General features: G+C 72.9%; 8 protein-coding genes. 5 read left to right on the forward strand and 3 right to left on the reverse strand.

Translation table 11 applies throughout. The annotated features are described in order from the left end of the window. Positions 1-5: 5 nt before the first annotated feature. The gene (locus tag CLV35_RS11290) at positions 6-1,028 is read right to left on the reverse strand and encodes a LacI family DNA-binding transcriptional regulator (protein WP_231121721.1); all 1,023 of its coding nucleotides are present in this window, start codon (positions 1,026-1,028) and stop codon (positions 6-8) included. A gap of 88 nt (positions 1,029-1,116) precedes the next feature. Between CLV35_RS11290 and CLV35_RS11295 the strand changes: the two genes are divergently transcribed. Further along, positions 1,117-2,295, forward strand: coding sequence for an MFS transporter (locus CLV35_RS11295; protein WP_121193607.1), 1,179 nt, complete (start codon positions 1,117-1,119; stop codon positions 2,293-2,295). Positions 2,296-2,300: 5 nt separating this feature from the next. Here CLV35_RS11295 and CLV35_RS11300 read toward each other — a convergent pair whose 3' ends face one another. Beyond that, positions 2,301-3,503: an aminotransferase-like domain-containing protein gene (locus tag CLV35_RS11300; protein ID WP_121193608.1), complete on the reverse strand. Its 1,203-nt coding sequence runs from the start codon at positions 3,501-3,503 to the stop codon at positions 2,301-2,303. A gap of 101 nt (positions 3,504-3,604) precedes the next feature. Then, on the reverse strand, positions 3,605-5,989 hold the full coding sequence (locus tag CLV35_RS11305) for a glycoside hydrolase family 3 N-terminal domain-containing protein (protein WP_231121722.1): 2,385 nt from the start codon (positions 5,987-5,989) through the stop codon (positions 3,605-3,607). Positions 5,990-6,222: 233 nt separating this feature from the next. Between CLV35_RS11305 and CLV35_RS11310 the strand changes: the two genes are divergently transcribed. The 4 genes from CLV35_RS11310 (at position 6,223) to CLV35_RS11325 (ending at position 14,015) form a co-directional block, all read left to right on the forward strand. Then, the gene (locus tag CLV35_RS11310; RefSeq protein ID WP_121193609.1) at positions 6,223-6,732 is read left to right on the forward strand and encodes a single-stranded DNA-binding protein; all 510 of its coding nucleotides are present in this window, start codon (positions 6,223-6,225) and stop codon (positions 6,730-6,732) included. A 91-nt stretch (positions 6,733-6,823) separates the two neighbouring features. Beyond that, complete coding sequence (ettA, locus tag CLV35_RS11315; protein ID WP_121193610.1) at positions 6,824-8,500, forward strand: energy-dependent translational throttle protein EttA; 1,677 nt, start codon at positions 6,824-6,826, stop codon at positions 8,498-8,500. A gap of 39 nt (positions 8,501-8,539) precedes the next feature. After that, on the forward strand, positions 8,540-8,950 hold the full coding sequence (locus tag CLV35_RS11320) for an acyl-CoA thioesterase (protein WP_231121723.1): 411 nt from the start codon (positions 8,540-8,542) through the stop codon (positions 8,948-8,950). Between the two features lie 349 nt (positions 8,951-9,299). Further along, the gene (locus CLV35_RS11325) at positions 9,300-14,015 is read left to right on the forward strand and encodes an endo-1,4-beta-xylanase (protein ID WP_121193611.1); all 4,716 of its coding nucleotides are present in this window, start codon (positions 9,300-9,302) and stop codon (positions 14,013-14,015) included. Positions 14,016-14,029: the final 14 nt, after the last annotated feature.

Raw genomic sequence — 14,029 nt, forward strand, 5'->3', positions numbered from 1 at the left:
CCCGCTCAGCGCGCAGGCGGTGCGGTGCTCTCGCGCAGCGAGAGCGCGGTGGCCAGCTCGACGCGCGGGCTGACGATGTTCTCGCCCTGGATCATGCGCAGCAGGACGCGGGCGGCGTGCAGCCCCATCTCGGCCAGCGGCTGACGCACGGTCGTGAGCGGAGGGGACGCCCACCGCGCCTCCGGGAGGTCGTCGAACCCGACGACGCTGATCTCGGCGGGGACGTGCAGCCCGCGCTGCCGGACGGCCTCGTAGACGCCGAGGGCCATCTGGTCGCTCGAGGCGAAGATCGCCGTCGGCGGCTCCGGCATCGAGAGCAGCGACATCGCGCCCAGGAAGCCGGACTCGTGGTAGAAGTCGCCGTCGCGCACGAGCGACTCGTCGAACGCGACGCCCGCCGACTCGAGCGCTGCGCGGTGCCCGTCGAGCCGGGCCCGGCTGCACAGCAGGCGCTTGGGACCGGTGATGAAGCCGATGCGGCGGTGGCCCAGCTCGAGCAGGTGGGAGGTGGCCGACATGCCGCCCGACCAGTTCGTGGCGCCGACGGTGGGGACGTCGAGGGTCGGCACGCCCGCGGGGTCGACCACGACGGTCGGCACGTCGAGCTTGCGCAGCTCCTCGTGCAGCGGGGGCTCGATGTCGGAGGTCACCAGGATCACGCCGTCGGAGGCGCGGGCCCGCACCTCGAGCAGCCACGCGCGCGCCGAGGCCTGCCGGTGGTGCACCGCCGAGACGACCGTGCCGACACCTGCGCCGTGGGCGACGTCCTCGACGCCGCGGATGATCTCGACCGCCCAGGGGGAGTCGAGGTCGTTGAACACCAGGTCGATGAGGCCGGCTCCGGAGGGCCGGGTAGAGGGCCTGCGGCGGTAGCCGTGCTCGCGCAGGAGGTCCTCGACCCGCTTGCGCGTCTCGGGCGACACGTCGGCCCGGCCGTTGACGACGCGCGACACCGTCGGCACTGACACCCCTGCGGCGCGGGCGATCGAGGTGATCGTCACGCGCCCGCCGTCGGTCGCCCCGCTCACACCGCCTCCTCCGTCGCCTTCCTGCACTCTAGATCGTCTGGGTCGGCACTCCGGAGCACCGGGTGGGCACCGGTAGCCTGAGGCCATCATGAAAGCGCTTCCGGTCCGGGCGCGGGCCTCGGTCTCCCTGCTGTTCGCCCTGATGGGCTCGACGATGGGCAGCTGGGCCGCCCGCATCCCGACGGTCAAGGCGCACGTCGGGCTCGACGACCGGCACTGGGGCTACGCGAGCATCTCGAGCACCGCCGGCTCGCTGCTCGCGCTGGTGGTGGTCAGCTCGGTCATCGGCCGGCTCGGGCCGCGTCGGCTGGCCCTCACGGGCGCGGTCGTGCTGCTCGTCGACGCCCCGCTGGCCGCCCTCTCGCGCGGGCCGCTGCCCCTGGTGGCCGGCCTGCTCGTGCAGGGCTTCGCAGCGAACCTGCTCTCGACGCCGATGAACGCCCAGGCGGTCGAGGTGGAGAAGGCCTACGGCCGGCGCATCATGGCCAGCTTCCATGCCTGCTTCAGCGTCGGCATGCTCGCCGGCGGCCTCGCGGGTGCCGCCGCCGCGCGGGCGCACGTGTCGCCCAGCGCGCAGCTGGCGACGACGGGCACCGTGCTGGCGCTGCTCCTGGCGCGCAGCGCGGCGTGGCTGCCCGGCGACGTCGTCCGCGAGGCGCACGAGCGCCGCCCGCTGCGCGCCAGGCTCACCCCGCAGCTCGGCCTGCTCGGCGCCGTCGCCTTCGCGTCCTCGCTGGCCGAGGGCACGTGCGTGCAGTGGAGCGCGCTCTACAGCTCGGACGCGCTCGGGAGGGGGGCGGCGGCGGGTGCCACGACGTACGCCTGCTTCTCCGCGACCATGACGCTGACCCGCGCGTGCGGCGACCGCGTCGTGCACCGCGTCGGCCGCGCGCTCTACGTGCGGCTCTCGGCGTGCGTCGCGCTCGCAGGCATCCTGCTCGCGCTCGGGCCGGGCACGCTGCCGACGGCGTACGCAGGGTTCGCCCTCGCCGGCGTCGGCCTGGCCTGCATCGTGCCCACGGTCTACGGCATCGCCGGCAGCCAGCCGGGGATGACGCCGGGCGAGGGCATCTCGGTCGCGACGCTCGGCCAGTGGCCGGCGTTCCTCGTCGGACCGCTGGTCGTCGGTGGTCTCGCCGGGGCGGTCGGCCTGCGCCCGGCGCTGCTCCTGGTCGCCGTCGCTGCCGTCGCCGTCGCGGCGCTCTCGCTGCGGCTGCGGGAGCCGGGTACGCCTGTGGCGCAGTCCCGCGCCCTGCAGCGCGCCTGAGCTCGTCATGCCGCCAGCGCCGCCCCGAGCCGCTCCATGCCCTCCTCGATCTCGCCGGTGGTGTGCGTGGTGAACGACAGGCGCAGGGTGGCGCGGTCCGGTGTGCCGCAGAAGAACGGCGCTCCCGGCACGAAGGCCACGTCGCGCTCGAGCGCCCGGGGCAGCAGCGCTGCGGTGTCCACCTCGCCCGGCAGCCGCACCCACGCGAACATTCCGCCGTCGGGGTCGCTCCAGGTGGCCCCTTCCGGCAGGGTCGCGGGCAGCGCTCCCACCAGCGCGTCACGCCGCTCGCGGTAGGCCGCGCACAGGCGCGCGACGTGCGCGTCGAGGTCGTGGGAGGCGAGGTACGCAGCGGCCGCCGCCTGGTCGACCGTCGAGGTGTGCAGGTCGGCGGCCTGCTTGCCGACCACCAGCGCGGGCCGCACCCGCGCCGGCGCGCGCAGCCAGCCGAGCCGCATGCCGGGCGCCCCGATCTTGGAGAAGCTGCCCATGTGCAGCACGACGTCCTCTGCGCCGGCGTGCGACGCGAGCGCGGGCACCGGCTCGCCGCGGTAGCGCAGCTCGCCGTAGGGGTCGTCCTCGACGACCCACAGGCCCTCGCGCGCCGCGATCCCGGCGACCGCAGCCCGTCGTGCTGCCGGCAGCGTGCGGCCGGTCGGGTTGGCGAAGGTCGGCACGACGTAGAGCAACCTGGGCCGTTCGCGGCGCACCACCTCGGCGAGGGCGTCAGGGAGCAGGCCGTCCGCGTCCGAGGCGACCGGCACCACCCGGGCGCCGGCGAGCGAGAAGCACTGCAGGGCAGCGAGGTAGGTCGGCTCCTCGACCGCCACGGTGTCACCGGGGTCGAGGAGGGCGGCCGCGAGCAGCGTGAGCGCCTGCTGCGACCCGGTCGTGACGAGCAACTGGTCAGCAGTGGTCGGCAGGCCTCGGGCGGTCATCCTGGCCGCCACGAGCGCCCGGAGGTCGGGGTCGCCGTCGGTGGGCGCGTACTGCAGCGCCCGCCGCGCGCCCGGCCCTGAGAGCACCGAGTCGTAGGCCGCACGCATCCCCTCGGTGTCGAAGAGCTCGGGGGCCGGCAGCCCGCCGGCGAAGGAGATCACCCCTGGTCGCGCGACGAGTGCGAGCAGGTCGCGCACGGGCGAGCTGGCGACGCCGGCGAGGCGCCTCGCGAGGACGGGGGGCCGCGCAGCCGGGCTGGACTCGGACATGGTCCGGAGGCTAGGAGCGTGCCGCTGCCCGGCTCAACGGATAACCAGCCAGTGAGACGGCGCAGGTGCCGGGCGGCCGACGCCCGGCACCTGCTGGCGCCTCAGCGCAGGTGCAGGGTGGTGTGCAGCCCGCCGGTGGAGCTGTTGCCCACCCAGATGTCGAACTCGCCCGCCTCGACGCGCTTGCGAGCAGCGTTGTCGAAGAAGCCGAGGTCGCTCCCGCGCACGGTGAAGGTCACCCACCGCGACTGGCCCGGGGCGAGCTGCACCTTGTGGAACCCGGCGAGCCGGCGCACGGGCTGCGTGAGGCTGGCGACCTTGTCGCGGAAGTAGAGCTGCACGACCTCCGCCCCCGCGCTCGTGCCGGTGTTCTTGACCGCCGCGGTCACCGTGACCGACCCTCCCGAACCGATGGTCCGGCGCGAGAGGGAGAGGCGCGACAGCTCGAACGTCGTGTAGGACAGGCCGAACCCGAAGGGGAACTGCGGGCTGTTGTCCACGTCGAGGTAGCGAGACTGGTACTTCTGCGTCGGGTCCGTGAACGGGCGGCCGGTGCTGCGGTGGCTGTAGTAGAGCGGCAGCTGGCCCACCGCGCGCGGGAACTCCGCGGTCAGCTTGCCCGACGGGTTGACCTTGCCGAGCAGCACGTCGGCGATGCCGTTGCCCGCCTCGGTGCCGGGGTGCCACGCGACCAGCAGCGCCGGCGCGTGCTCCGCGATCCACGGGAGGGCGAGCGGGCGCCCTGTCACCAGCACCACGACGTACGGCTTCCCGACCGCCGCCACCGTCTCGACCAGCTGCTCCTGGTGACCGGGCAGCCCGATGTCGCTGCGTGCCGACGCCTCGCCGCTCAGGGCGGCCGGCTCGCCGACCACGAGCACGACGAGGTCCGCGGCGGCGGCGGCCGCCACGGCCGGCGCGAGGTCCGGAGCCGTGGTCGCGACCGGGTCGCAGCCCTGGGTGTAGGTCACGGTCGCCGACGGGTACGCGGCCTTCAGTCCCGCGAGCACGGTGACCGAGTCCTCGGCCCGGCCGTCGCCCGACCACGAGCCGATCATGTCGGCGCCGGAGTCGGCCAGCGGGCCGATGACCGCGATCTTCGCGATGCCCGGCGAGAGCGGCAGGGCGCCGCCCTCGTTGCGGAGCAGCACGACCGAGTCGGCGACCGCCCTGCGCGCCACGGCCCGGTTGGCGGCCGACAGCAGCACCGACTCGCGCGCCGGGGTGGCGAAGGGCCGGTCGAACATGCCGGTCAGGTGCTTCAGCGTCAGCACGCGGCGCACCGCGTCGTCCAGCTGCCTGCGCGTGATCTCCTTCGAGAGCAGCAGCTCGCGGCCGTTGTCGTGGTAGGTCGTGCTCACCATCTCGATGTCGGTGCCCGCGGTCAGCGCGAGGCGGGCGGCGTCGGCGGGGTCCGCCGCGTACCCGTGCGCCACGAGCTCGAGCACCGAGGTGTAGTCGCTGACGACGAGGCCGTCGAACGCCCACCGGCCGCGCAGGATGTCCTGCAGCAGCTCGGGGTTGCCGGTCGAGGGGACGCCGCTGATGTCGTTGAACGACGTCATCACCGTGGCGACCCCGGCGTTGACCGCCGCGTGGTAGGGCGGCAGGTAGGTGTTCCAGAGCCGCTCGACCGACACGTCGACGGTGTTGTACTCCCGGCCGGACTCGACGCCGCCGTAGGCCGCGAAGTGCTTGACGCACGCGGCCATGTTCTGCGGCGCGGAGATGTCGCTGCCCTGGAAGCCGCGCACCCGTGCGACGGCGAAGGCCGAGCCGAGGTACGGGTCCTCTCCCGCCCCCTCGACGATGCGCCCCCAGCGCGCGTCGTGCGTGACGTCCGCCATGGGTGCGAAGGTCCAGCGGATGCCCGCAGCCGTCGCCTCGACCGCGGCGACCCGGGCCGCCGCACGGGCCAGCGACGGGTCCCAGCTGGCCGACTCGCCGAGCGGTGTCGGGAAGATCGTGCGGTAGCCGTGGATGACGTCGAACGCGAACAGCAGCGGGATGCCGAGCCGTGACGCGAGCGCGGCCCGCTGGAGCTTGTTGACGTTCGCAGCTCCGCGCACGCCGAGGGTCGTGCCGACCATGCCGCGGCGCGCCAGCGAGACGAGGTCGTCGTTGGGCGCGCCGTCGACGTCGCCGCCCTGCATCTGGAGCTGCCCGAGCTTCTCCTGCAGGGTCATGCGCGCCAGCAGCGCGTCGACCTTGCGGCGGATCTCGGGGGTGACCGCCGTGGCGGTGCGGTCGACCGCCGTGCTGCCGAGCGCGTCGGCGAGGGCTGCGGAGCCCCCGCTCCCCGCTCCTGCGCTCGCGGTCGATGCTGCCGCCGCGGTGAGCGGGTCGACGAGGCCGGTCAGGCCGGCGCCGGCGAGGGTCGCCCCGCCCACCGTGCCCTTCAGCAGCGTCCGGCGCGAGACCCGCGGCCGGTCGTCGGGGTCGGTGGGCGGCTGTGCGCCGCCAGGGGGCGTGCTGCGTGGAGTCACGTGCTCCTCCTCGTCGAGGTGCGTGCGATCAGACGTTTCGTACCCTTCGCCACTTGCGACCGGCCGTCAAGATCTCCACAGGGGCGGCTCGGGCTGTCCACAGGCCGTCGCCGGGGCGAGGCGCAGAGGCGTACGCAGCGGCTTGGCTGGCGCCCTCGCCCGGGCGTCCGCCGCGGGCGTCACCACAGCGACCGCAGCGGTGCTCCCGCGCGGGCGCGGAGGAGGAGCACCAGATGAACGAGGTCCTCGTCACCGTCGTCGGCAACCTGACCGGTGACCCCGTGCTCAACGAGAACCCGGACGGCTCGAAGCGCGCGACGTTCGGCCTGGCCCACACGCCGCGGCGCCGGGAGCCCGACGGCACCTGGGGCAACGGTGACACCACCTACTACCAGGTGACGTGCTGGCGGGCGCTCGGCGAGAACGCTGCCCACTCCCTGCGCAAGGGCGACCCGGTGCTCGTGCGCGGCACGCTGAAGAACCGCAGCTGGAACACCGAGGGGCGCTCGGGCAGCACCCTCGAGCTGAGCGCCGACGCCGTCGGGCCCGACCTCAGCCGCGGCACGTCGATGTTCCGGCGCACGGCGCGGCAGCAGCCGGCCGGTGAGGCGGCTGCGCCGGGTGGGGAGGGAGCGCAGAGCTGGACCTCCGACGAGCAGGCCGGAGCCGCCGACCTGCCCGGCCAGCTCCGCGCGCCCGACACGGTCGAGTCCCTGACCGCGCTCGACGCGCCGGGGTTCTGAGGCTGCGTCCCGGGCCCGCCGGCGGGCGGGCGGCAGCGGGCGGGGGAGCGCGCCGGTCGGCGCACCCCCGCCCGCCAACTAGGCTGGAGGCATGGCGGAGTTCATCTACACGATGCGCAAGGCTCGCAAGGCGCACGGCGACAAGGTCATCCTCGACGACGTCACGCTCTCGTTCCTGCCCGGAGCGAAGATCGGCGTCGTCGGACCCAACGGCGCCGGCAAGTCGAGCGTGCTCAAGATCATGGCCGGGCTCGACCAGCCGTCCAACGGCGACGCGTTCCTGTCGCCGGGGTACTCCGTCGGCATCCTGCTCCAGGAGCCTCCGCTCAACGAGGAGAAGGACGTCCTCGGCAACGTGCAGGAGGGCGTCGCCGAGACGATGGCCCTGCTCGCGCGCTACAACGAGATCGGCGAGCAGATGGCGGTCGAGTACACCGACGCGCTCGGCGACGAGATGGCCAAGCTGCAGGAGCTCATCGACCACCGCAACGCGTGGGACCTCGACTCCCAGCTCGAGCAGGCCATGGACGCGCTGCGCTGCCCGCCCGGCGACGCCGACGTGACCGTGCTCTCCGGTGGTGAGCGCCGCCGCGTGGCGCTGTGCAAGCTGCTGCTGCAGGCGCCCGACCTGCTGCTGCTCGACGAGCCGACCAACCACCTCGACGCCGAGAGCGTCCTGTGGCTCGAGCAGCACCTCGCCGCCTACGCGGGCACCGTCGTCGCCGTCACCCACGACCGGTACTTCCTCGACAACGTCGCCCAGTGGATCCTCGAGCTCGACCGCGGCCGCGCCTACCCCTACGAGGGCAACTACTCCACCTACCTCGAGACCAAGGCCTCGCGCCTCAAGGTCGAGGGCCAGAAGGACGCCAAGCGCGCCAAGCGGCTCAAGGAGGAGCTGGAGTGGGTGCGCTCCAACGCCAAGGGCCGCCAGGCCAAGTCGAAGGCGCGCCTCGCCCGCTACGAGGAGATGGCGGCCGAGGCCGACCGCACGCGCAAGCTCGACTTCGAGGAGATCCAGATCCCGCCGGGCCCGCGCCTGGGCTCGGTGGTCATCGAGGTCGACGAGCTCGTGAAGGGCTTCGAGGACCGCACGCTCATCGACGGGCTGTCCTTCAGCCTGCCGCGCAACGGGATCGTCGGGGTCATCGGGCCCAACGGCGCCGGCAAGACCACGCTGTTCCGCATGCTGATCGGCGAGGAGACCCCCGACGCCGGCAGCGTGCGCGTCGGCGAGACCGTCAAGGTCTCCTACGTCGAGCAGTCGCGCGGCGGCATCGACCCCAAGAAGACGCTGTGGGAGGTCGTGTCCGACGGGCTCGACTACATCAACGTCGGCCAGGTCGAGATGCCCTCGCGCGCCTACGTCAGCGCGTTCGGCTTCAAGGGCCCCGACCAGCAGAAGCCGGCGGGCGTGCTCTCCGGCGGTGAGCGCAACCGGCTCAACCTCGCGCTCACCCTCAAGCAGGGCGGCAACCTGCTGCTGCTCGACGAGCCGACCAACGACCTCGACGTCGAGACCCTCGGCTCGCTCGAGAACGCGCTGCTCGAGTTCCCCGGGTGCGCCGTCGTGGTCAGCCACGACCGGTGGTTCCTCGACCGCGTGGCCACGCACATCCTCGCCTACGAGGGCACCGACGAGAACCCGGCCAACTGGTTCTGGTTCGAGGGCAACTTCGAGTCCTACGAGGCCAACAAGGTCGAGCGGCTCGGCGCCGACGCCGCCCGGCCGCACCGCATCACCCACCGCCGGCTGAGCCGGGACTAGTACGCCGGGTCGCTCGGCGCGCGGGCTACGGTGGCCCGCGTGCCGAGCCACCGCGTACGCGTCCCCATGCGCTGGGGCGACATGGACGCCTACCAGCACGTCAACAACGTCGCCTACCTCGGCTACCTCGAGGAGGCGCGCATCGACCTGCTGTTCCGGTTGGGTGCCGAGCGCGGCCTGGCCGCGCTGCGCGACGGCCTGGTCGTCGCGCGCCACGAGATCGACTACCTCGCGCCGCTGGTGTGGCACCCGCGCGGCATCGACGTCGAGGTGTGGGTCGAGAAGGTGGGCGGCTCGTCGTTCACGGTGGGCTACCGCGTCCACGACGACGGGCGCACCTACGCCCGCGCCCGCTCGACCCTGGTCTCCTACGACCTGGCCGCCGACCGGCAGCGCCGGCTCACCGCCGACGAGCGCGCCTTCTTCACCAGCTTCACCCTCGACGCCTGAGGCTCGCAGCTGGCGGGCTGCAGCCGGCCGGCCGACCCGGGGTGCCGGGTCTGAGCGGTAGCAACCGCGACCCGGCGGTAGCCCGTCCGCTACCGCCGGCCCACCGCCGCTACCGCCCAGCTCGGGTCTGCTCCCGCTGACCGCCGGTTGCCCCCGCTCGGCGTCGGTGAGCCGAGCGCCCGGATAACACTCTGGTAGCGGTCGCCGCGGATCCGTTGACTCCGCAGCGATCGCATGTTCTCCTGTGCGCGTTCCAGAGTCGTACCGGAAAGTTCCGGAAGGACCTGGAGCCACCGGTGCGCATGCATCGGTGAACCTGTCCACCGCTCGATGGAGAGAACGGCGACACATGAGACGACGCAGATCAGCAGGGCTAGCCCTGCTCGGGCTCACCACCTCGCTCGGGCTCGCGGCCAGTCCCGCAGCCTGGGCGGCGGGAGCGCAGACCGGCGCCGCTACCGGCACCCGCGCGGCCGCAGCGGCCGCGCCCACCACCGTCCTCAGCAGCGACTTCGAGGACGGCAGCTCCGCCCCCTGGACGCAGAACGGCGACGCGTCGCTCTCCGTCGTCGACCTGGGCGGCAACAAGGCGCTCAAGGTGAGCGGCCGGGCCCACGACTACGACGGCATCAAGACGCCGGCCAACCTGCTCAAGGGCGGGGTGGAGTACACCTTCTCGCTCAAGGTCCGGCTCGCCGACGGCACCACCGGCGGCCCCGCCGGCGTGCGCATGGTCGTCGAGCCCGCCTACACCTGGGTCGGCAACACGACGATGTCGACCGGCGCGTGGACGACGGTCACGGGCACCTACACCGCCCCGGCCGACGCCGACCCGGCTACGCTGCGCGCCTACATCGGCACCGCCGACCTGGCCGGGCCCTACGACTACCTCGTCGACGACGTCCTGATCACCGCGCCGCCCTCGGCGCCGCAGGACACCACAGTCGCGTCGGAGGACTTCGAGGACGGCAGCTTCGCCCCCTGGACCCAGAGCGGCGGCCCGAGCCTCTCGGTCGTCGACGTCGACGGCTCCAAGGCACTGCAGGTCGCCGGTCGCGCCAACGACTACGACGGCATCTCCTCGCCGACCGGCCTGCTCGTGCCCGGCGCGCAGTACACCTTCTCGATGAAGGCGCGCCTCGCCCCCGGCACCGCCGGCTCGGCGGGCGTCCGCTTCGTCGTCAAGCCCGACTACACCTGGGTCGGGGACACCACGATGACGGCCGACGCCTGGACCACGGTGACCGGCACCTTCACCGCCCCCGCAGGCGCCGACCCGGCCGCCCTGCAGGCCTACATCGGCACCGGCGACCTCGGCGCGCCCTACACCTACCTGGTCGACGACATCGTCATCACCGGGCAGGCCGCCGGGGGCGGCGACGTCCCGTGGACGCCGACGCCGGACCCGGACTTCGTCCCCGGCGGTGCGGTGAACCCGACGACCACCCCGCTGGCCGCCGCGCGCGGCACCGGCAACGTGGTCGCGATGACCCACGACGACGGCCCGAACCCCGGTGAGACCGAGGCGCTGCTCGACTTCTACAAGGCGCACGGCATCCACGCGACGTTCTGCGTCATCGGCCAGAACATCCAGGCGCCGGGCGGTGCGGAGATCCTCAAGCGGATCGTCGCCGAGGGCCACACCCTCTGCAACCACACCACGACCTACGACGACATGGGCAGCTGGACCCAGTCCCGCGTCGAGGCCGACCTCAAGGCGAACCTGAAGATCATCCGCGACGCGCTCGGCAACCCCAACCAGAAGGTGCCCTACTTCCGCGCACCCAACGGCAGCTGGGGCAAGACCGGCGAGGTCGCCGTGGCCCTCGGCGAGCAGCCGCTCAACCTGGGCAACGTCATCAGCGACTGGGACGGCAACGACCTGTCCGAGGCGACCCTCACCGCCAACCTGCGCAAGGCGATGCAGCCCGGCGCGGTCGTGCTCGTGCACGACGGCGGCGGCAACCGCGAGAACGGCATCAAGGCGGTCCAGACCGTCGTGACCGAGAAGCTCGCGCAGGGCTGGACGTTCACGCTGCCCCAGGGCGGCGTCCCCGGCGGCGAGACCGTGCTGAGCACCGACTTCGAGAACGGGCTCGGTGGCTGGGCACCGCGCGGCGACGCGCAGGGCGACCCGACCGTCGCGGTGACCGACACAGAGGCCCACGGTGGTACGCACGCGGCCCTGGTCAGCGGCCGCACCTCCCAGGGCGACGGCATCGGCCACGACGTGACCGGCCTGCTCACCCCGGGCGTGACCTACGAGATCAGCGCGTGGGTGAAGTTCGCGGCCGGCTCGCCCTCGGGCAACGTGTGGCTGAGCATGCAGCGCACGAACGCCGGCACCGACACCTACGACACCGTCGGGCAGTTCACCGGCGTCACCTCCGGCCAGTGGCAGCAGGTCACCGCGACCTACCAGATGCCGGCCGCCGACAGCGCGCGGCTCTACTTCGAGACCGCCTACCCCGACGGCTCGACCGCTCCGTTCCTCGTGGACGACGTGGTCGTGAAGTCGCAGGCCACCAAGGAGATCCAGAACCTCACGCCGCTCAAGAGCACCGTCGACTTCCCGGTCGGCGTCGCGATCGACAGCCGTGAGACGCAGGGCGCGGCGGGCCAGCTCAACACCCGTCACTTCGACCAGCTGACGCCCGAGAACCACATGAAGCCCGAGGCGTGGTACGACGCGGACCGCAACTTCCGCATCAACCCCGAGGCCAAGACACTGATGGACTTCGCGCAGAAGGAGCACATCCGCGTCTACGGCCACACCCTGGTGTGGCACAGCCAGACCCCGGCGTGGTTCTTCCAGCACGCGGACGGCACGCCCCTGACGACCAGCGCCGCTGACAAGCAGGTGCTGCGCGACCGCATGCGCACGCACATCGACAACGTCGCCAAGGCGTTGAGCACCGGCGGCGGCTACGGCCTGTTCGGCTCGTCCACCAACCCGGTGGTCGCGTTCGACGTGGTCAACGAGGTCGTCTCCGACAGCAGCGACTACGCCGACGGCCTGCGCCGCAGCGAGTGGTACCGCGTGCTCGGCGAGGAGTTCATCGACGACGCCTTCTCCTACGCGGACCAGGCGTTCAACTCCACCTACGCCGCACCCGGCACCACGCGGCCGGTGACCCTCGACATCAACGACTACAACACCGAGCAGGACGGCAAGCAGCAGCGCCTCCACGCGCTGGTCGCCCGCCTGATCGCCCGGGGTGTCAAGGTCGACAGCGTGGGCCACCAGTTCCACGTGAGCCTGGCGACGCCGGTGAGCTCGCTGGAGAAGGCGATCGTGGCCTTCGAGGACCTGCCCGTGAAGCAGGTCGTCAGCGAGTTCGACGTCACGACCGGCACGCCGGTCACCCAGGCGCGGCTGATCGACCAGGGCTACTACTACCGCGACGCGTTCCGGATGTTCCGCGCCCACGCGAAGAGCATCTTCTCTGTGACGGTGTGGGGCCTGACCGACGGTCGCAGCTGGCGCGTCGACAACGGCGCCCCGCTGCTGTTCGACGACGACCTGCAGGCCAAGCCCGCATTCTTCGGTGCCATCGACGGCGACCTGCCGGCGCAGCAGCGGGCGGCGGACGTGTTCCAGGGCAGCATCCCGCTCGGCGCGGCAGCGACCCGCTCGCCGCAGTGGGCACGCCTGCCCCTGCACCCGGTCGGCGCGAACGCGTCGTTCCAACTGCGCTGGGAGGCCGACCACCTCACCGCCTACGTCACGGTGAAGGACGCGAGCGTCCAGGCCGCCGACGGGCTCCGGTTCGTGGTGGGCGGCACGACCTACACCCTGGGTCGCAACGGCTCGGGCTCGGTCCAGGGCGTCGTCACGGAGGTCCCGGGCGGCTACGCGGTCGTGGCGCACCTGCCGGTGCGGGCGGCCCTGGGTGACCAGGTCCAGTTCGACGTCCAGGTCATCGACGGCACGTCGACCAGCGGCTGGAACTCGCCCGGCGCGCTGGGCACCCTGACGCTCGTCGAGCCGCTGTCGTACACCACCGTCGTCGAGGCCCCGACCGCTCCGGCGGTCGACGGCACCGTCGACGCCGCCTGGGCGAAGGCGACGTCGGTCTCGACCGACAAGCTGATCTCGGGCTCGGCGGGCGCGACCGCCAAGGTCCGCACGCTGTGGAAGGGCTCGACGCTCTACGTGCTGGCGGAGGTGAAGGACCCGGTGCTCGACGCGACGGGCTCGGACCCGTGGACGCAGGACTCGGTCGAGCTCTTCGTCGACTCGGGCAACGTCAAGAACGGTCCCTACCGCTACGACGACACCCAGATCCGCATCAACTACAACAACGTCGTGTCCTTCGGGACCGGCGACGAGGGCTTCCAGCGCGGCCGGCTGACCAGCGCCACGAAGGTGGTGCCGGGCGGCTACGTCGTCGAGGCGGCCGTCAGCCTGCTCGAGGCCGGCGGGCTCGGGACGTTCCAGGGCCTGGACTTCCAGGTCAACGACGCCTCGGGCGGTGCCCGTACCGGCATTCAGGCGTGGGCCGACCCGACCGGCCAGGGCTACCAGACGACGGCCCGCTGGGGCGTCGGGGAGCTCGTGCCCGCGCCGCTGCCCTCGGTGGCCACGCTGACCCCGGTCCTCGACCGGCTCGTCGGCACGGGCGACGTCAACAAGAGCACGGCGCGCGACCTGGCCGACCTGCTCGCGAAGGCGTCGGCCGCCGAGAAGGCGGGGAACACGGCTGGGATCCTCACGGCGCTGGGCGACCTGCGCACGGCGGTGACCGGTGCGAAGGCGTCGAAGATCAGCGCTGCGGGCAAGGCTGGGCTCCTCAGCGCGCTGGAGCCGTGGCTCTCGCCGCTGGCCGGGCTCTCGCAGCTCCGGTACTCGGTCAGCGTGCTGGCCGACTCGGGGCAGATCGTGAAGAGCACCGCTGACGACCTGCGCCAGCGGGTGGCGGCGGTGGCGGCAGCGCCCGCGGCCCAGCAGCACGCCCTGCTGCAGTCGCTGCGCACGGAGGTCTCCGGGCTGAAGGCGGCGAAGGCGAGCGCGACTGCTCGCCAGCAGCTGCTCGACTCGATCGACGTGCTGCTCGCCGGCTAGTCCGGCAGACGCAC

Source organism: Motilibacter peucedani, from assembly GCF_003634695.1.
Lineage (GTDB): Bacteria > Actinomycetota > Actinomycetes > Motilibacterales > Motilibacteraceae > Motilibacter > Motilibacter peucedani.